Raw genomic sequence first — 20671 nt, forward strand, 5'->3', positions numbered from 1 at the left:
TGGCTCCTTATTATGGGTATCATTGGGCTAAATGACCGTTATAGATAATTTTTTATTGAAATTTAGGTGTTAGACCCGTTACCATTCAAAATACACTCTAGCAACCTGCGTCCTGAAATTGAGCGGGTATATGTGCCTCATAACTTCTAATGCCTAATGTCGATAAGAGAATTAACTATGACAATTACATCTTTCTATCCAACTCCTCGTACTTTAATGGGCCCCGGTCCTAGTGATGTTTCACCCCGTGTTTTATCTGCTTTAGGTCGTCCGACCATTGGTCATTTAGATCCAGAGTTTGTGCAGATGATGGACGAAATTAAATCATTACTACAATACGCATTTCAAACCAAGAATGAATTAACGATGGCGGTTTCAGCGCCAGGCTCGGCAGGTATGGAAACTTGTTTTGTTAACTTAGTTGAACCAGGCGAAAAAGTGATTGTTTGTGTAAATGGTGTTTTTGGTTCGCGTATGGTGGAAAATGTTCAACGCATAGGAGCTCAAGCCATCGTTATAAACGATGAGTGGGGAACGCCTGTCGATGTCAATAAAGTAAAACAAGCTTTTAAAGACAATAGTGATGTTAAGTTTTTAGCCTTTGTTCATGCTGAAACATCTACTGGTGTATTGTCTGATGCAAAAGCCTTATGTGCCATAGCTCAAGAAAATTCAGCGCTTTCTATCGTCGATGCCGTGACCTCATTAGGTGGTGTTGAACTAAAGGTTGATGATTGGGGAATCGATGCTATTTATTCGGGTAGTCAAAAATGTTTATCGTGTGTGCCCGGCATATCACCGATTAGCTTTAGTACTAAAGCCGTTGAAAAATTAACAAGTAGAAAGTCTAAAGTGCCCAGTTGGTTTTTAGATTTATCTTTGGTTATGGGCTATTGGGGCGGTACAGGTAAACGTAGTTATCATCATACGGCACCGGTGAATTCTCTCTATGCTTTGCATGAATCTTTAGTGATGTTACAAGATGAAGGTTTAGAAAATGCGTGGCAACGCCATAAAAACCAACACCTGAAATTAAAAACGGGATTAGAAAAACTAGGCATAGCGTTTGTTGTTGAAGAGCAATACCGTTTACCACAATTAAATACGGTATTGATTCCTCAAGGCGTTGATGATGCAGCTGTTCGCCAAACCTTACTTAATGAATATAATTTAGAAATTGGCGCTGGCCTAGGTGGTTTTGCTGGTAAAGCATGGCGCATTGGTTTAATGGGCTATGCGGCAAGAACTGAAAATGTGACTTTATGTTTAGCGGCTTTAGCGGATGTTTTAGAGAAATAGTCAACGTCTGACAAAAGAATTAAGCGAGCGTAGCTCCAGTGTTGTGTTAAATAAAAAAGCCCCGAGTCAAAATATGACTCGGGGCTTTATTATTTATGAAGTTCTTTTATCAGGAATGCTTAACTGTCAAACATTGCTGAAATAGATTCTTCGTTACACACACGGCGAATCGCTTCAGACAACATACCGCTTAAAGTAAGTTGACGAACAATACCAAGCGCTTTAATTTCGTCGGTAAGTGGTATTGAATCTGTTACCACTAACTCATCAATAACAGAATCTCTTAGGTTTTGCGCAGCATTACCAGAAAGAACTGGATGAGTAGCATAAGCAATAACGCGTTTAGCGCCATGTGCTTTTAATGCTTCAGCCGCTTTTGCTAATGTGCCACCAGTATCTATCATGTCGTCGACAATAATACAGTCGCGGTCAGCAACATCACCAATGATGTGCATAACTTGTGCAACATTGGCTTTTGGACGACGCTTATCGATGATAGCAAGATCGGCTTCATTGAGTAATTTAGCTACGGCACGAGCGCGAACAACACCACCAATATCAGGAGAAACTACAATCGGGTTATCTAGATCACGAGAAAGCATATCTTCAAGTAAAATAGGTGTGCCAAATACGTTATCTACCGGTACATCGAAGAAACCCTGAATTTGCTCAGCGTGTAGGTCAACCGTTAATACTCGGTCAACACCAACACTTGATAAAAAGTCAGCGACAACTTTCGCAGTAATTGGTACACGAGCACTACGTACACGTCTATCTTGGCGAGCATAACCAAAATATGGAATAACTGCAGTAATACGACCAGCAGATGCTCGTCGTAATGCGTCAATCATCACAATTAATTCCATTAGGTTATTATTCGTTGGCGCACAAGTTGATTGAATAATAAAAACATCCGCACCGCGTACGTTTTCGTTAATTTCAACACTGATTTCACCGTCGCTAAAACTACCGACTTTGGCATCGCCTAAAGTCATATACAAACGATCAGCTACTTTCTTGGCCAGTTCAGGGGTGGCATTACCCGTAAATATTTTCATGTCAGGCACGGTCAGTTCCTCGGAAACTATTGACATTTTAAGTTACGCTATTAGTAAACCTTGAGTTTACTATCAGCAAATTATTAAATTTTTTCCAGTGGTTCTTGGCATTTTTATGAAAATAAATTCTCAATGGTATTAATATTCTGCATTTTCTACTTGCAATGTTACTAAGTTGTTAATGGCATTGCGTAATGGAGATGTATTGACACCTTTTGCCACAAAAGAAATTATTCCATTAGGAAGTAATGACTGGATGCGACAAGCCTCTTGCTCAGTATCAAAACGAGAAAAAATACACGCTCCGGTACCAGTCATTCGAGACGGGGCGTATTCTACCAACCAAGCCAGTAACTTGGCAACCTCGGGATACTTTTTTATTACTAACGTCTGGCAGTCATTGTGGCATAAGTCTATGTCTAACTTACTAATATCATCATTTAAATTAACTTTTGCCGTATTGCGAGTTAAGTCAGCATCAGTAAAAATACTGGCAGTAGAAATACTGACATCAGGTTTACTGACTAAAAACCAGCTTTCTTGAGGATAAACAGCAGTGAGTTCTTCACCAACACCTTCAGCAAAAGCAGAAAAACCATGAATAAAAATCGGTACGTCAGCACCTAGCGATAGGCCAAGTTTTGCTAGCTCGGTGGTAGACAAGTTGGCCTGCCACAAAGTATTTAATGCCAATAAAATAGTCGCGGCGTTGGATGACCCGCCACCTAATCCACCCCCCATAGGAAGAATTTTTGTTATTTTTATTTGTGCACCTAAATATACGTTATTAAAAGTAGTCGGATTTTTTAATAGGTAGTTTTGTAGTAACCGAGCTGCTTTTACAATTAAGTTATCTTCATGTAATACACCATCAATCGGCGTGAGTAATTCAATACTATTACCCTGAGTCTTTCTTATTTCTATGGTGTCGCTGTGATCTAAAAATTGAAAAATAGTTTCTAACTGATGATAGCCGTCGTTGCGTTGACCAATAATATGGAGGAATAAATTAAGCTTTGCCGGTGCAGGAAAACTATAAAATTGCTGGTTAGTCTTAGTCATTACTTGTCACGTCCCATTGATGAACATTAATTTTAATGGTGATGTTATCTTGTTTTATGGTGAACTTCGTTGCTAATTGATATTGGTCTACTTGTTGATAGCCACTATACTTAATAAACCATTTTTTTTCACCAGAGTAGCTGGTCAATGTTTGGGGTAATTGTGTTGTTTCGTTATAGGTTATTTTATCACTAGCTAAATAAGGTAAGCCTTTTAACCAGAAAGTCATCGCGTGTGTCGGTAATGTAAAACCTGTTAACGAAGCAAGCAGGGAGTTTAAATCAGGGCTTTGGTAGCGCTCACCATCGACATTAATAACATGCATATTATTGACCGACTCTAAAGTAAAAACTTGAATACCGAGCACTGTGGTTAAATTTAGCATCTGGCGATTTTTATCTCCTTGGTAATGCCAATTTAATGTTAAGCTATGACGCTCTTTAGGGCTGATTATGCCCATTTTCCCTTTTATTTTCCAATTCAACATTGCTGTGAGCTTTTTAGTGCGCTCGGTAATGTTTTGATGTTCAGTAATTTGCTGATGGTTATTCGTTAAAGAACTACAACCAGATAGAAATATCAGTAAAAAACTGAAAAAGAGTGGCAGCGATAAGGTAATTTTATTCATATAAACCATTATTATTGAGTTAATCGCCATAATATTGCGTTATCGCGTATTTGATGCTTTTAATTTTCTGCGATTTTTCGTAAAATTAACATCATTATTTATCATAGATCATAGGTTTTTTATAAAACTTGATTAATAATGTCGTTAATAAAAAGATTAATGGAAAAAAAATTGCTATCGATAATTTTTATTTCTTATATTAATCGTCTTAAAAAGGCTGAATCGTTCCGTTATGTCTATAGTTGCTGTTGGAATCAATCACAAAACTGCCCCTGTTGCCGTGAGAGAAAAAATCTCTTTTAATCCCGACAATTTAAGTGTGGCATTAACTGAATTACTTGGAAACGTAGAATGTCGTGAAGCGGCTATTTTATCAACTTGTAATCGTACAGAGCTGTATTTAGTTCAAGAAGGCGATGTAAGGGTTACCCAAGAAAAAGTTGTCCGCTGGTTAGAAAAACATCACAATGTTCCTGCTTCAACTATTACGCCAAGTTTATATTGGCATACTGATCAACAGGCCGTTAACCACATGATGCGGGTTGCTTGTGGCTTAGACTCTTTAGTTTTAGGCGAACCGCAAATCTTAGGTCAAATGAAGCAAGCCTATAGCCAAGCGAAAGCTGCTGGTTCTATGTCTTTAGTCATGGACCGTTTATTTCAACGTACTTTTGGTGTTGCTAAACAAGTTCGCACTGAAACTGAAATTGGCGCGAGTGCGGTTTCGGTTGCTTTTGCATCGGTAAATCTAGCAAAACATATTTTTGCCAGTCTTGAAAATGTAAAAGTACTATTAGTGGGGGCCGGTGAAACGATTGAACTGGTTGCTAAACATTTATACGAGAATAAAGTGGGTAAAATAACTGTTGCTAACCGCACAATTGCCCGTGCAGAAGCAATGGCTGGTGCTATTGGCGCTGACGTTATTACCTTGGCGCAAATCCCTGACAAAATGGCTGACGCCGATATTGTTATTAGTTCAACCGGTAGTACTTTACCCATTATAGGTAAAGGTATGGTTGAACACGCATTAGGAAAGCGTAAGCATCGTCCTATTTTTATGGTTGATTTAGCGGTTCCTCGTGATATCGAAGAACAGGTTGGTGATCTAGAAGATGTTTTTCTATATACGGTTGATGATTTACAAGGCATTATCGCGAAAAATTTAGCTAATCGTCGCAAAGAAGCTGTTCAAGCTGAGGCAATAGTTTCTACTCAATCTGATGTGTTTATGTCATGGCTTCGTGGCTTAAATACCCAAGATACCGTTATAGATTACCGTAAACAGTGTTTAGAACATCGCGATCTGTTACTTGATAAAGCATTGTTACAACTGCAGGGTAATAAGTCACCAGAAGCTATTTTGGCTGAGTTAGCCACTAAGTTGACCAATAAATTTATGCATGCACCCACTAGCGCTATTCAATCGGCGGCCCAAGGTGGCGAATTAGATAAATTGGTATACTTACGCGATATTTATAACATTAAATAACGGTCTCGACCTTACAACACACCCAAACCGTATTTTGATGAACATTTGAGCTTAGCTGGGTATTTACAGCTTTTTTACACCTTTGATTGAAAGTGCTCAACTAACCCTTTAAACTGCACATCACCAATTTTTATCCGCTGTTTCCTAATTATAAGATTTCTTAATGAATAAATCTGTTTATCAAAAACTTGAAATATTAGTCGAGCGCTTTGAAGAAGTTCAAGCCTTGCTTTCTGATCCTGGAACACTTTCAGATCAAGAAAAATTTATTGCCTTATCAAAAGAGTTTTCTCAATTAGAAGCAGTCACTAGTGTGTTTAATGACTACCAAAGCGCAGAAGAAGACTTTGCTTTAGCTGAAGAAATGCTAAAAGATGAAGACCCTGAAATGCGTGAAATGGCGCAAGAAGAATTTAAATCAGCTAAGAAAACCATTGAAGAATTAGCCGATCAATTACAAATTTTACTATTACCTAAAGATCCAAACGACAACAATAACTGTTTTGTTGAATTACGTGCAGGAGCCGGTGGTGATGAAGCGGCAATTTTTGCTGGCGACTTATACCGCATGTATAGCCGTTACTGTGAAAAGAAAGGCTGGCGTATTGAAGTTATGAACACTAATGAAAGTGAACAAGGTGGCTATAAAGAAGTCATTTTCAAAGTGCTTGGAGAAGGCGTCTACGGACAAATGAAGTTCGAGTCTGGTGGTCATCGTGTGCAACGTGTTCCTGAAACTGAATCTCAAGGTCGAGTGCATACTTCTGCTTGTACCGTTGTTGTTATGCCTGAGATACCAGAAGCTGACGCGATTGAAATTAATAAAGCAGATTTAAAAGTTGACACTTTTCGCGCATCAGGTGCGGGTGGACAGCACGTTAACAAAACTGATTCTGCCATTCGTATTACCCATATTCCAACAGGCGTAGTTGTCGAGTGTCAAGAACAACGCTCTCAGCATAAAAACCGTGCGCAGGCGATGTCGGTATTACAAGCTCGCTTACAACAAGCAGAAGATGAAAAACGCCGCAGTGAAGAAGAGTCTTCGCGTCGTAATTTAGTGGCAAGTGGTGATCGTTCAGAACGAATTCGTACTTACAACTATCCGCAAGGGCGTATGACGGACCACCGTATTAACTTGACTTTATATCGTTTGAACGAAGTTCTTGAAGGTAACTTGCATTTGGTCCTAGAGCCTATTATGTTAGAAAATCAAGCCGATTTACTTGCGGCTCTTGCTGAGCAAAACTAGTTATTGGTTTGAGCGAATCCTTAAAACCGTCAATAACATATTGCCAGCAGAGTTTTGCTGAAATAATTAATCAAGGGCAGCAGTTACTCGCTGCCTTTTCTGATAGCGCAAAACTCGATTGTAAAATCCTACTTGCCTTTGTTTTAAATAAAGAAACAAGTTATTTGTTAACTTGGCCTGACAAAAAGTTAGCAGAGCATGAATTCTACGCTTTTTTAGCTTTGTTTGAGCGCCGTTTGCAAGGCGAGCCTATTGCTTATATTACACAAGAACGTGAATTCTGGTCACTGCCTTTTTACGTATCACCAGCAACCTTAATTCCTCGTCCAGATACAGAGTTACTGGTCGAACATATTTTAGCGCGCCATCTAGCAAGTGATTTATCGTGCTTGGATCTCGGTACGGGTACCGGAGCTATTGCTCTGTCGCTTGCTTCAGAACAAAAACAGTGGCAAGTTCACGGCATTGATTTTAGTGACGCTGCGATTAGTTTAGCTAAAAAAAATGCTCAACGGCTACAGTTACCACAGGTAGAGCTTTATCAAAGTGATTGGTTCTCTAATGTAGCTGTAGATAATAAGTTTAATATTATCGTTAGCAACCCCCCTTATATCGATGAAGCCGATCAGCATTTAATTGCAGGCGATGTCAGGTTTGAACCGCTATCTGCTCTGGTTGCTCGGGATAATGGTTTTGCAGATATCAAACGAATTGCCAAAGACGCACAAGGTTATTTAACCAATAATGGTGCACTCTATTTTGAACATGGCTTTGAACAAGCGGCTGGCGTTAGCGATATATTAAAGCAATTGGGTTATCAGTCGATTGAAACATTTAAAGATTACGGCGGAAATGACCGAGTTACTTGCTGTATTTATGTACAAAAAGAAGAATGAAGATAAATATAAGGTTTTTGCATGAAACATTTACATATGACTCTGGCGGCAATAAGCATTATATTGTTCACCTACCGGTTTGCATTAACCTTGATGAATTCAGCACAATTAGATAAAAAATGGTTGAAAATCAGCCCTCATATCGTTGACACTTTTTTACTACTATTAGGTGTTGGTCTGGCTGTTAAGTTAGCGATAAATCCAATAGAATATTTATGGCTAGGCGAAAAGTTACTTGCCATTATTTTTTATATTTTTACCGGCTATTACACGTTGAAGTTAGCTCGTAACCGAATGATGCAAGTGATAGGTTATTTAGTAGCTATGGGCTGGATTATGTTAGTGGTGCGAATAGCGACAACAAAACAAACGATATTTTTATAATAAATATACCCTGAAATAAGCAATAACTATAAATAGAGTCAGCAATTAAAAATTACAGCATGAATGAATTATTATTTTCCGAGCTCAATGATGACGATAAATCACTTATTGAAGCTTTTGTACTTATTGAAGAAGTTGTTTTTGGTGATAGTGACTTTGAGCCAACAAACCTTAGTCAAATAGTTGAACAATGTTCAGAATTAATTTCTGATACAGAAGAGTATCTTGAAAAAGCTGAGCAATTAATCAACGAACTTTTCATTGGGCAACTTTTTATTGATAATCAACGTGACTTTTGGCCCGTTAGTGCTCATAAGTTACAAAGTGGACTCGATTTTAAGTTAATGGCCCCGGCGCTAAAAAGTATAGTGCTTTGCCATATATTTCGTCTTTGTGGTTTTGAAGCAGATGTGGTGTACGTTCCAAAGAAAAATATGATTCGCGTCGTCTGTGATGATGTTTATGCGATTGTTTTTGATCCCATTACTGGAGAGTCTTTAAATTGGCAGGAGCTTGATTTATGTATGGATGAACTTGATGGCGATCCACAAAGCGACCAAATTGAAGATATTTCAAGGTTAAGCTTAATTGTTAAGCACGTTAGCTCATTGAAAAATGCTTTGATCCGCGAAGGGCAGTTTGCTCAAGCATTAAAGTGTGTTGATATATTAATAGCGTTACGCCCAGAAGATCCGTTTGAGCGTCGCGACCGAGGTTTTTTGTTACATCAACTCGATTGTTTTAAAGTCGCTTACGATGATTACCAATATTTTGTCGACAAATGTCCAAAAGATCCTGCTGCGCAATTATTAAAAATGCAATTGGATAAAATCACTATAGCTGATACGGTATTACATTAATAAGCCTTAGAAATAAGGCTGTAGTTTACAAATAAAACCGATAAATCAAATAAAAATAACAAGGTTAATCAATGGAAGATCAAATTATCAACAATACACCTTTTATCACGAATGACGCCACGGTTATGGGGTTACTCGCACTAATACTTGGATTCGTTTTTTATACTTCAAATAGTGAACACCCCGCATTTAAGAAGTTCTATAAATACGTGCCAGCATTACTTATGTGCTACCTATTACCCTCTTTGCTAAACACTTTTGGCATTGTTAGTGCAGAATTGAGTCAAGTAGACGAAGTCGCCAAGTATTATTTATTGCCAGCTTGTTTGGTTTTACTCACTTTGAGCATCGACATAAAAGCAATTGTTGGTCTTGGTAATAAAGCGATTATTATGTTTTTAACCGGCACGGTTGGTGTGGTTATTGGCGGCCCAATTGCGCTCTTAGTTATTTCTGCTATTTGGCCTGAATTACTTGGTGTAACTGGTCCTGAAGCTGTTTGGCGTGGTATGGCTGCGCTTGCGGGTAGTTGGATTGGTGGCGGCGCAAATATGTTGGCGATGAAAGAAATTTATGGCGCTGATGGCAAAATATTCACCATTATGGTGACTGTTGATATTGTTGTAGCCAACTTGTGGATGGCGGTATTACTTTATTTAGCAGCAAACCATAAGCGTATTGATGCGAAGAGTGGCGCTGACACTTCAGCAATTGATAGATTAATTGATAAAGTAGAGTCTGCTCAACGTGAAAATATCAAGTTGCCGTTACTAAAAGACTTTATGATGATTATAGCGGTAGGTTTTGGCGCTGCTGGTTTAGCACATTTTGCCGCTGACTTTTTAGTCCCTTATTTTCAGACAAACTTTCCTGAATTAGAAAAATTTAGCTTACATTCAAAACTATTCTGGATAATCGTCTTAGTGACTACGATAGGATTGGCATTGTCGTTTACTAAAGTAAGAAAACTTGAAGCCGTAGGAGCTTCGAAAGTTGGTAGTAGCTTATTATATGTATTAGTCGCGACAATAGGTTTGCATATGGATGTTACTCAAATTGTTGAGTCACCGAAATACATAGCCATTGGAGTTATCTGGATGTTAGTCCACGTTGCTTTACTGCTTATTGTTGGCAAAATGATTAAAGCACCGATCTTCTATCTAGCTGTTGGCAGTAAAGCCAATATCGGTGGTGCTGCTTCTGCGCCCGTTATCGCATCAGCATTTCATCCTTCTTTAGCGCCGGTCGGTGTACTACTGGCGGTGTTAGGTTACGCTTTAGGTACTTATATGGCTTGGTTATGTGGCCAGTTATTAAGAATTATTGGTAGCTAATCGTTTGTTAGCTCCAGACTTTATTTTGGAAAAATTATGACAATAACTTCAATTAAATTGACTAAATACGATATTGAAATCGCTAACGATAAACCGTTTGTTTTATTTGGTGGTATGAATGTATTAGAGTCACGTGATTTAGCGATGAGCATTGCAGAGCACTACGTAGAAGTGACACAAAAGCTCAATATTCCTTACGTATTCAAAGCATCTTTTGATAAAGCGAACCGTTCGTCTGTTCATTCATACCGAGGACCGGGTTTAGAGGAAGGTCTGAGAATATTTGAAGAAATAAAGTCGACCTTTAACGTACCTATCATTACCGACGTGCATGAAATACATCAAGCGCAACCTGTAGCCGAGGTGGTTGATATTATTCAATTACCCGCATTTTTAGCGCGCCAAACAGACCTAGTGGTTGCTATGGCAAAAACCAATGCAATTATTAATGTTAAAAAGCCACAGTTCTTAGCAGCACATGAAATGCGCCATATTATTAATAAATTCGCCGAAGCAGGCAATGAGCAAGTTATTCTTTGCGAGCGCGGAAGTTGTTATGGTTACAATAATCTTGTTGTTGATATGCTAGCCATGGATGAAATGAAAGATTATGCGCCAGTCATATTCGATGCCACTCATGCTTTACAGCAGCCGGGCGGCCGAGCTGATTCTGCAGGTGGTCGTCGTGCTAAAGCTGCACAATTAGCGCGTAGTGGTATGGCATTAGGTTTAGCAGGTTTATTTATAGAATCACACCCTGATCCTGATAACGCTAAATGTGATGGCCCTTGTGCGTTGCCGCTTGATAAACTTGAGCCTTACTTACAGCAAATGAAATCAATTGACGATTTAGTTAAATCATTTGAACCATTATTGACTGATTAGTAACAATAAAAGCGGCGTTAAAACACAAAAACCTGAGTAGCTACTCAGGTTTTTTTATAGCTGATATAATATCTTGCTTAGTCATCTTAGTCGTATTTTTTTATAGTGGTTATTCGGGGGTGTCCTTAGCACGAGTATGGAACAATACTAAATGGCGCTGAAATCACTTAGGGTGATCCTCATCGGGCTCTTTTGATTGAGTTTTGTAGGTGAGTAAGTAGAGCAGTATAATAATACCGGCGACTGGCGCTAAGCTTATGAGCTGCCACCAAATACTTAGCCCAGCGTCACGCAGACGTCGAGTACATGCAGCGACCCACGGCAGTAAAACTAGTAATGAGGCAATTTGCACTGGCAGCGGACTAGCGAACGCCTCGGCGAGCAATTTGGCGAAGGCGAGTAGCATCGTTATGGCGAGCGCGAGCCACCAAAAATCTGCGCGTGATGTCAATCCACTAAATTCTAGGCCTTTTAATATACCTTCGTGAATTGATGCGAGGGCAGATTCGCTGGGTTTATCGGCGTTTAGCAGTAATCTCTCTGCAGGTACTTCAAATACGGCGGCAAGCGCTCGCAAAGACTCTGTTGATACTTTAGCACCAGATTCAAGTCGCTGGATTGTCCGAAGGTTTAAGGAGCTTAGTGTAGCGAGTTGCTCTTGTGACCAATGCCTTTCAAGGCGCATCTCCCTGAGTTTTACACTATTAATGTCCATTAATTTTCCTTGTACTGATGTGTTAAGATTATTCTCTATGATAATGCCGCATTGTATTATACGTGACGACAAGGCGGTGACATCACCTCGACATCGAGCCGACTTTAAGCTGTCGGTATCAACTTTAGCTATTTTTCTGTCGAAAACCAGCTTCAGTTTAACGTGATACGCTACTAGAAATTAGTATTATTTAACTTGAATATTAGCACCAGCGATCGGCTTACTACCACTATGACATTGCAAATAGTGTATGGTAAACATCCGTTGATAAGGTGATATCTGTACAAATTTGATAGTGCTTATAAGGGCGCTTGCAATATTGTTTTTGCTTAGCAAGGTATTATAAGTATTAATGTTTTAAATACCCAAAACATAAAAAAGGTGCTTTAAAGCACCTTTTTTTTGTTTATTATTCTGTCTTGTAAGTGCTAATCGCCACTTTGGTTTTTTTCTAAGTCTTGAAAATCAATATTCTCAATTTTACTTCCTGCATTTTCATCATAAAAAATATCTTCATCAAACTGATTTTCTGATTTAGCTACAACAATTGAGACCATGCTGTCACCCGTGACATTAACGGCGGTTCGTGTCATATCAAGTAAACGGTCAACACCTATAATTAAACCTATGCCTTCTACAGGTAAACCTACTTGGTCTAGTACCATGGCTAGCATAATTAAACCTACTCCTGGGACACCAGCTGTGCCAATTGAAGCTAAGGTCGCGGTAAGTATTACCATTAAATATTGACTAAATGTTAAATCAACATTAAACACTTGCGCAATAAATACAGTAGCTACGCCTTGCATTATAGCCGTGCCATCCATATTAATGGTTGCACCTAAAGGTACGGTAAACGAAGCGATTGAATTTTTAACACCCATTTTTTTGGTAACAGTTTCAAGTGTTACCGGGATGGTTGCATTACTGCTGGCTGTTGAAAATGCAAAGATAACGGTATCACGCATTTTTTTCAAAAAAGTAATTGGGTTTAAACCCGTCATTACTTTTAAGATAGTAGAATAAGTTACCGTAGCATGTAAAATTAGTGCAAAGAAAACGACTAAGAAGTAAACAATTAGGTTGCCGAATACCTTAAGTGACATATCAGTGAATAAACTCGCTAATAAACAAAACACACCATAAGGAGCAAGGTTCATTAATATAGTTACCAAGCGCATGATAACGGTACTCATGTCTTCAAATAAACTAGCAATACGTTCGCCGGCTTTACCTGAAAGCGCTATAGCAATACCAAATAACAAAGCAAATATAATGACTTGAAGCATATTGCCTTTTGCAAAAGCTTCAAACGGATTACTCGGAAACATTTGAATAAAGACTTGCGCTAAAGAAGGCGCTTCACGACTAGTGAACGTTGTGTCCGAGGCCATGTTGACCCCTTCGCCAGGGCTTATTAATAACGCTAAAAACATTGCAAAGCTAATCGCTATAGCTGTTGTAATTAAATAGAGTGAAATGGCTTTACCGCCAATACGTCCAAGTTTTGTGGTATCTTTTAAGGAACAAGTCCCACAAATCAGCGATACAAAAACCAGTGGTACTACCAACATTTTTAAACTTGAAATGAAAATTTGTCCAATGACTTCAAAAATCCCGTCAACCAAAAATGATCGTAATGAAAGTTCAAAGAAATAGAGTGGGATAACAAAGTCTGATTTGTCTGGCATAAGAAATTGTAAGGATACGCCTACCGCGATACCGGCAAGCATGCCAGTAACAATTCTAGCGGTTAAACTAGCTTTTTTTTTATCAGTCATAAAGAAATGCAACGTTATTTTTTATTATAAATTATGAATAGTAGATTAACAGGTAATTCATTGATAAAAAAGCTATTGATTAAAAAGCAACTATAGCGCTATTTTTAATGAAATTTCTAGAATATAAGTTACTATAAATAGAGATGTAAATAAAAATACTAAGGGATGCTTGTATGGCACTGCTTCAACGTTTGAGTTTTTGGATTTTAATTATCGCACTAAGTGGTTGTGGTGGTAGTGGTGATGGCGGTTTATCTAGAGTGGAAACTCCGGTTGCAGGTGGATCTGTTGCCAGTACTATTTCACTCAATATTTCCGATAGTACGGTGACCGGTGCTGCACCGGTAACGGTTACAGCAACAGTAATGCAAGGCAGTGCTCCTGTTTCAAACAGAGCGGTAACCTTCGCAACAAATTTAGGAGCCCTTTCGCCATCTTCTGGTTCTGCTTTAACAAATGAAGATGGTATCGCTACGATTACCCTCACAGCAGGTAGTGTTCGTGGTGCTGGTGAGATATCCGCTTCTCTTTCTTCTGGTGAGATCTCGTTAGTACCATTAGGCTTTAAAACACAAGGTGATGATATAGGTGTTGTCGGTGATATTAATATCAACGTCACTCTCATAGATGGTGATAGCAATGCCACTGACACGGTTACGTCATCAAAACCGGCAAGAATAATTGCGACAATTGATGGTATTAGTGCTCCTTTGATTGTTACTTTTAGTTCTACTGTAGGTGATATACCTATTCCATCTGCTATCACAAATGCAAATAATCAAGCGATTGTTGATATATATGCGGGTGAAAACTTAGGTGCAGGAACTATTACTGCATCAATTACCAGTGGAGAATCGGGTCAAACAATTTTTGTTGTTGGTTCTTCAACTGTCATTATGGGAGCAGGTAGCCCATTTATAGAAGGTGTTGCTGATGTCAGTTTAACGAATATTTCTGCTGGCGGAACGAGTGTTATTTCAGTATCAATTGTTGATGATCAAGGTAATCTATTTACTGAACCTGTAGATGTTAATTTTTCATCTGGGTGTACGGCACAATCAACCGCTACACTAAGTACACCGATTACTACCTCTAATGGTGCGGCGACAAGTACTTATCTAGCACAGGGGTGTGTAGGTGATGACACGATTAATGTCACTGCTAATGCTGGGGGCATTAATTTATCAGCAACAGCATCTGTTAGCGTTTTAGCTGCTGACATTGGTAGTATCGAGTATGTGTCTGCATCGCCAGAGCATATTGGTATAATAGGCGCTGGTATTGTTGGAGGCTCTGAAAGTTCAACGGTGATGTTCAAAGTAAAAGATACCGATGGTAACCCCTATAATAATCGTCGAGTGAATTTTTCCTTAAATACCAATGTGGGTGGTATAAAATTAAGTCAAAATTTTGCGACCACTAACGATCAAGGTTTAGTACAAACAGTTGTTAATTCAGGCTCTGTTGCAACTACAGTGCGTGTTACAGCATCGACAGAGTCATTAGGTGGCACTTTTGTATTTACTCAATCTAGTCAACTCGTCGTTTCAACGGGTTTACCGGACCAAGATAGCTTTAGCTTGGCCCGGGGGGTCGCAAACCCTGAAGCTTGGGGCATTGATGGTGTAGAAGTACCTGTTGTTGTTCGCATGGCTGATGCATTTAATAATCCAGTACCAGATGGAACCGCTGTTAACTTTACTACTGAAGGTGGTTCTGTAGGTTCCTCATGTACAACAACTAATGGTGCATGCTCTGTTACGTGGACCAGTCAAAACCCTCGTCCAGCGGGACAAGTATTAACCAGTAGTTTTTGTACAGTGGCTGAAAATGATGATCCAACGATCTTTTGTGCTCGTCAACCTTTGTCAAATGGTAATAATTATCTTGGGCAGGAATATGGCGGAAGAGTGACAATATTAGCAACTGCTATTGGCGAAGAGTCATTTCCTGATAAAAATAGTAATGGTCGCTTTGATGAGAGTGAGTACACTTTGTTTCAAGGAAAAGATGTTGGCGATAGACTTTACGACCTAAAAGAAGCCTTTGTTGACCATAATGAAGACAATTTATACAATCCAGTAGAAGTGAGCACTCAAGCTGGTGGCGAGTTAGAAGAGTTTGTTGACTTTAATAGCAATGGAGTTTTCGATATAGAAAACAGTGTATATAATGGTATTTTATGTGGTTTAAATGACATAACAAATCCAGGTACTGAGGTAGCCAATCAATATTGTGCTAATCCAGATGATGAACCTGATCCGACCAAAAAAGCGCAAAAAGTGTCAACCAATGTACGTGGCTCTACCGTTATTATTATGTCGGGTACATCACCGTATATAACCGTTACAGCAACAAACGATGCCGTTGTCGATACGTCACCAAACTATGACCGAAACGATATTTCTCTCTATATTGCTGGCGAAAGTACCGGAACAGTCAGTGTTGTTATCGCTGATTTACATAACCAACCTATGCCGGCTGGTACTATTGTGTCATTTGTAGCTAGTGTTGGATCTGTCGTTGGTACCCCTAGTTATACATGGCCAGGGGATTCTAGTAACGGCGGTAGTCAATTTAGTGTTGCGATTAAAGGTGAAGCGGAACCAACCAGTGGACCATTAGAAATAAAAGTTGAAACCCCTGGTGGTGTAACAACTGTATTTAGTGGTGTTAGTATTATTATTCAATAATAATTAACTTTTCCACCTATAAAAAAAACCGCTTGTTAAGCGGTTTTTTTATTTTTGTTTATCGAAAACAGATAAAACTAAAAATTTATTTAGCCATCTCTGCTATTAAAAAGGCAGAGATCTCTGCGCCAGCCGCTAACGTTTTATCACGACTCTCTTTTCCTAAACCTGTACTGTCGGTAAAAGGAGCAATTTCCATCATGTCGGCACCGGTAATACGGTATTTTGCTGCTAAAGCGCGAAGTATATCCATCGCTTCATTTTGAAATAAACCATCTGGCTCTGGTGTGCCTGTGGCAGCAGCGACAGTTTCATCAAGTGCATCAATATCAAAGCTTACATACAATTCATCAATGTTTTCATCTTTTAATTGCGCTAAAATATTTTCAATGATTTTTTCAACGCCCAGCTCTTTCACTTCATGAGCCCAATGTTGTCTTACACCAAAAGTGTTTTCCCAATGCGACTTAGGACGACCGCTCGAGCGAATACCCACTTGAATCAAATGATGTTTTTCATGTAAATCATCTAAAATATGCGTACACCAAGAGCCAAAGCATAAATCAATGCCAAGGCGTTCAACCAATAAATCAGTGTGAGCATCAAAATGAATAATAGCGGCACGAATACCGCGCTTTTTCTTTGCTTGCAAGTAAGCTTTTGTTAACGGGTAGCTTACTGAGTGATCGCCACCAATGCCGAAAATACCTTTTTGTGGGAACTCAGCATAAAAGTCGTGTAATACATCTTCAGTAATGGTTAATGGGCTAACAGCATAAGGGCTGTTTTCATCTTTATAAAGGGCTTTTCTACAGTTAGAAAGCGTTGCTTCATTTAAATATTTATCATGAAGTAAATGTGGAATAACGCGAACATCTCCCATATCAAATGCTTCAAGCTCAGGGTATTGTTCAAGTAAAGTTGAACGGACAAATAATGGCCCCCAATTTGCTCCACGTAAAATTCCGCCACCGCAATCAGAGGCAACACCTAAAATAACGGCATTTGACGCATCAGGAAGCCCTTTTAATGACTCTTTCCAAATATTATCAATGTCTGTCGATTGACCGAACAAGGCTTGATGCAATTGCTCTTTACGCTCTTTAGCGGTATTGACGGTAAAAACACCGTTACCTGCTGGGCATAAACAGTTGGTTAGTTTTTCCTGTAAGTTAGTCCATGATGTTGTCATATATTTGTACTCTTGTTATTTATCCGAATAATTTACATTGATAGTAAGCATTAAATGAATATTGTTTTACACGGTGATATAGGCTTTTTGACTGGCAACAATTGAATTTAAGATAGAATTAAATTATCGTTGGCAGGAAAGTTTTTATAATAGTCATACCGAAATATTGACGCCATTATAACGAAAATAGCTCAATTAGGCGATGTTATTAAAAATAATAACTTGTCAGCTTGCTTATTTACCGATATATCTAATAGGAATTCTAATTTCAATGATTTATGGTTTTTTTGTGCTAAAAATGAGTTGCTCGGCTAATTTTTAGACAGTTCTGACCGAAATGTAATTATACTGGCAAAAAAAATAGCCAGTGACGTAGGAAAGTATATATATATGGCAAAATCTCTGGTTATTGTCGAATCACCAGCCAAAGCGAAGACAATTAACAAATATCTTGGTAAAGACTTTATTGTGAAATCTAGTGTCGGTCATGTACGTGATCTTCCTCACAGTAGTACTGGTAAAAAAGTTGCCGCGAAATCTCCTGCTGAAGTCAGAAAAATGGCACCTGCAGCAAAAGCTAAATATAAAGCTAAACGAGATAAGCAAGCACTTGTTAACCGCATGGGTATTGATCCTGAAAACGATTGGGAAGCAAATTATCAAATACTCGAAGGCAAAGAAAAAGTTGTTGCTGAATTAATCAAACTTGCCGGTTCAGCCGACACTGTCTATCTCGCAACCGATTTGGATCGCGAGGGAGAGGCGATTGCTTGGCACTTAAAAGAAATTATTGGCGGCGATGACAGCAAATTTAAACGTGTTGTCTTTAATGAAATAACTGAAAACGCTATCCAGCAAGCTTTCTCTACACCCGGTGAATTAAGTATGCCAGGTGTTAATGCTCAACAAGCAAGACGTTTTCTTGACCGTGTTGTTGGCTTTATGGTTAGCCCATTATTGTGGAAAAAAGTTGCCCGTGGTTTATCTGCCGGTCGCGTACAGTCGGTTGCTGTTAAATTAGTTGTTGAAAAAGAACGTGAGATTAAAGCGTTTGACCCGAAAGAATTTTGGGAAATCACCGCTGACACAAAAACCGCTTCTGGTTTAGATTTTCCATTAGATGTTACCCACGAAAATGGTAAAGCATTTAAGCCGACCAACGAAAAAGATGCGAAAACAGCATTAGCAAGCTTAGAAAAATCAGCCTATACCGTAAATAAACGTGATGATAAACCGTCAAAAAGTACCCCCTCTGCTCCTTTTATTACGTCGACACTGCAACAGGCAGCAAGTACTAAATTAGGTTTTGGCGTAAAGCGTACTATGGGTTTAGCTCAGCGTTTATACGAAGCAGGTCATATCACTTATATGCGTACCGATTCAACCAATCTAAGTAAAGATGCGGTTGAAATGTGTCGTGGTTATATTGCTAAAAACTTTGGTGAAAATTATTTACCTGAAAAAGCGAAAATTTACAGCAGTAAGTCGGGTGCACAAGAGGCCCATGAAGCGATTCGTCCATCAAATGTTAAAATAGAATCTGCATTTATGGAAGGCATTGAAGCCGATGCTAAGAAGCTTTACGACCTAATTTGGCGACAGTTTGTTGCTTGTCAAATGACAGCTGCGCGCTATACCGTTAGTACCATTACTGTTGGTGCTTCAGGCTTTGATTTAAAGGCCAAAGGTCGCGTCATGCAATTTGACGGTTGGACAAGAGTCCATCCGCAATTATCAAAAGGTGATGACAAGCATTTACCTGATTTATCTGTTGGTGAAGTATTAACCCTAGAGCAGTTAAATCCAGCGCAACACTTTACTAAACCACCAGCTCGTTTTGGTGAAGCATCACTAGTAAAAGAATTAGAAAAGCGTTCAATTGGTCGCCCATCAACGTATGCGTCAATTATTTCTACTATTCAAGACCGTGGTTACGCTCGCTTAGATAAAAAACGTTTTTACGCCGAGAAAATGGGCGAAATTGTTACTGACAGTTTATCTGAAAGTTTTAAAGACTTAATGAATTATGATTTTACCGCCAACATGGAGCAAGAGCTTGATGAAGTTGCTGAGGGTAAAGCTAATTGGAAAGATGTCCTTAACGGTTTCTATAAAAATTTCACTAAACAGTTAAGCCAAGCTGATATGCCTACTGAAGAAGGTGGCATGCGTAATAATGAACCGGTATTAACAGATATTGATTGTCCGACCTGTGGTCGTAAAATGGGTATTCGTACTGCTTCTACTGGCGTCTTCTTAGGTTGTTCTGGTTACGCTTTACCGCCAAAAGAACGCTGTACGCAAACGATGAACCTTACTTCTGGCGAAGAAGCGGTCAGTGTATTAGTCGAAGACCAAGAAACTGATGCATTACGTGCCATGCGACGCTGTGATAAATGTAGTACTGCGATGGACAGTTATTTAATTGACGAAACGCGTAAGCTACATGTTTGTGGTAATAACCCTGTTTGTGATGGTATTGAAGTTGAGACCGGCGAGTTTAAAATAAAAGGTTACGATGGTCCCATTTTAGAATGTGATCGTTGTGAGGCTGAAATGGAGCTTAAGTCAGGCCGTTTTGGTAAATATTTTGATTGTACCAATGCAGAATGTAAAAACACACGTAAGTTACTAGCAAGTGGTGAAGCGGCTCCTCCAAAAGAAGATCCTGTGCAACTACCTGAATTGCTTTGTGAAAAATCAGAAGCACATTTTGTTTTACGTGATGGCGCAGCGGGTATTTTCTTGGCAGCGAACACTTTTCCGCGCTCAAGAGAAACACGTGCACCTAAAGTTGAAGAGCTACAGCGTTTTAGAGACAGAATATCGAGTAAATTTTATTATTTAGCCGATGCGCCTATTAAGGATCCTGATGGAAACTTAGCCGTTGTGCGCTATAGTCGTAAAACCAAAGAACAGTATGTCATGACTGAACTTGCACCTGAAGCTGATGGCGCAAAACCTAAAGCAACGGGCTGGAATGCAAAGTATGTTGAGGGTAAATGGGTTGAAGAAGCAAAGAAAAAAGTAAAACCCAAAGCCAAGGCTAAAGCAAAGCCAAAAGCTAAAGCTAAGGCAAAACCGAAAGCTGAATAATATATATTTAGCTTAAAATAAAAAAAAGCGCTATGTAGCGCTTT

Annotated in this window: 16 protein-coding genes; 10 read left to right on the plus strand and 6 right to left on the minus strand. The window is 39.1% G+C overall.

What is annotated here, in order from left to right; translation table 11 throughout:
* Positions 1–177: 177 nt before the first annotated feature.
* Positions 178–1299: an alanine--glyoxylate aminotransferase family protein gene (locus H4J70_RS12550; RefSeq protein ID WP_182215473.1), complete on the plus strand. Its 1122-nt coding sequence runs from the start codon at positions 178–180 to the stop codon at positions 1297–1299.
* A gap of 119 nt (positions 1300–1418) precedes the next feature.
* Here H4J70_RS12550 and H4J70_RS12555 read toward each other — a convergent pair whose 3' ends face one another.
* From H4J70_RS12555 to lolB, 3 genes are all read right to left on the minus strand, one after another.
* Positions 1419–2366 carry a ribose-phosphate pyrophosphokinase gene (locus tag H4J70_RS12555; RefSeq protein ID WP_070376156.1) on the minus strand — a complete coding sequence of 316 codons (948 nt, stop codon included), beginning with the start codon at positions 2364–2366 and terminating at the stop codon, positions 1419–1421.
* 129 nt (positions 2367–2495) lie between these two features.
* The gene (gene ispE / locus H4J70_RS12560; RefSeq protein WP_182222689.1) at positions 2496–3419 is read right to left on the minus strand and encodes a 4-(cytidine 5'-diphospho)-2-C-methyl-D-erythritol kinase; all 924 of its coding nucleotides are present in this window, start codon (positions 3417–3419) and stop codon (positions 2496–2498) included.
* A complete protein-coding gene (gene lolB, locus H4J70_RS12565) occupies positions 3412–4047 on the minus strand; it encodes a lipoprotein insertase outer membrane protein LolB (protein ID WP_182230475.1) in 636 nt (211 codons plus the stop codon). The genes ispE and lolB overlap by 8 nt, the downstream gene beginning before the upstream one ends.
* A 232-nt stretch (positions 4048–4279) precedes the next feature.
* On the opposite strand from lolB, the gene hemA reads away from it, so the two are divergent.
* The 7 genes from hemA to kdsA all read left to right on the plus strand — a co-directional run bounded on the left by hemA (position 4280) and on the right by kdsA (position 11150).
* Positions 4280–5539, plus strand: coding sequence for a glutamyl-tRNA reductase (gene hemA / locus H4J70_RS12570; protein WP_070376159.1), 1260 nt, complete (start codon positions 4280–4282; stop codon positions 5537–5539).
* Positions 5540–5702: 163 nt separating this feature from the next.
* Complete coding sequence (gene prfA / locus H4J70_RS12575; RefSeq protein ID WP_070376160.1) at positions 5703–6791, plus strand: peptide chain release factor 1; 1089 nt, start codon at positions 5703–5705, stop codon at positions 6789–6791.
* 8 nt (positions 6792–6799) lie between these two features.
* Positions 6800–7687 (plus strand): peptide chain release factor N(5)-glutamine methyltransferase, encoded by an 888-nt coding sequence (gene prmC, locus H4J70_RS12580; RefSeq protein ID WP_220470386.1) that lies wholly within the window; start codon positions 6800–6802, stop codon positions 7685–7687.
* Positions 7688–7708: 21 nt separating this feature from the next.
* The gene (locus H4J70_RS12585; protein WP_182215468.1) at positions 7709–8071 is read left to right on the plus strand and encodes a SirB2 family protein; all 363 of its coding nucleotides are present in this window, start codon (positions 7709–7711) and stop codon (positions 8069–8071) included.
* Between the two features lie 59 nt (positions 8072–8130).
* Positions 8131–8931 (plus strand): SirB1 family protein, encoded by an 801-nt coding sequence (locus H4J70_RS12590; RefSeq protein WP_070376162.1) that lies wholly within the window; start codon positions 8131–8133, stop codon positions 8929–8931.
* A 71-nt stretch (positions 8932–9002) separates the two neighbouring features.
* The gene (locus H4J70_RS12595) at positions 9003–10265 is read left to right on the plus strand and encodes a DUF819 domain-containing protein (RefSeq protein WP_070376163.1); all 1263 of its coding nucleotides are present in this window, start codon (positions 9003–9005) and stop codon (positions 10263–10265) included.
* A 36-nt stretch (positions 10266–10301) separates the two neighbouring features.
* Positions 10302–11150, plus strand: coding sequence for a 3-deoxy-8-phosphooctulonate synthase (gene kdsA, locus H4J70_RS12600; protein ID WP_182171330.1), 849 nt, complete (start codon positions 10302–10304; stop codon positions 11148–11150).
* A gap of 163 nt (positions 11151–11313) precedes the next feature.
* On the opposite strand, the gene H4J70_RS12605 is transcribed toward kdsA, so the two are convergent.
* Both H4J70_RS12605 and H4J70_RS12610 read right to left on the minus strand, forming a co-directional pair.
* Positions 11314–11865 (minus strand): DUF805 domain-containing protein, encoded by a 552-nt coding sequence (locus tag H4J70_RS12605; protein WP_182230476.1) that lies wholly within the window; start codon positions 11863–11865, stop codon positions 11314–11316.
* Positions 11866–12293: 428 nt separating this feature from the next.
* Positions 12294–13646 (minus strand): dicarboxylate/amino acid:cation symporter, encoded by a 1353-nt coding sequence (locus H4J70_RS12610; protein WP_070376166.1) that lies wholly within the window; start codon positions 13644–13646, stop codon positions 12294–12296.
* A gap of 173 nt (positions 13647–13819) precedes the next feature.
* Between H4J70_RS12610 and H4J70_RS12615 the strand changes: the two genes are divergently transcribed.
* On the plus strand, positions 13820–16339 hold the full coding sequence (locus H4J70_RS12615) for an Ig-like domain-containing protein (protein WP_182230477.1): 2520 nt from the start codon (positions 13820–13822) through the stop codon (positions 16337–16339).
* An 85-nt stretch (positions 16340–16424) separates the two neighbouring features.
* Here the strand turns inward: H4J70_RS12615 and H4J70_RS12620 are convergent, their stop codons facing one another.
* On the minus strand, positions 16425–17531 hold the full coding sequence (locus tag H4J70_RS12620; RefSeq protein ID WP_070376168.1) for an arginase family protein: 1107 nt from the start codon (positions 17529–17531) through the stop codon (positions 16425–16427).
* Positions 17532–17921: 390 nt separating this feature from the next.
* On the opposite strand from H4J70_RS12620, the gene topA reads away from it, so the two are divergent.
* Positions 17922–20627, plus strand: a complete 2706-nt coding sequence (gene topA / locus H4J70_RS12625) for a type I DNA topoisomerase (RefSeq protein ID WP_182215461.1) — start codon at positions 17922–17924, stop codon at positions 20625–20627.
* Positions 20628–20671 lie beyond the last annotated feature (44 nt).

This window comes from Colwellia sp. BRX8-9 (assembly GCF_014077245.1).
Taxonomy (GTDB): Bacteria; Pseudomonadota; Gammaproteobacteria; order Enterobacterales; family Alteromonadaceae; genus Colwellia_A.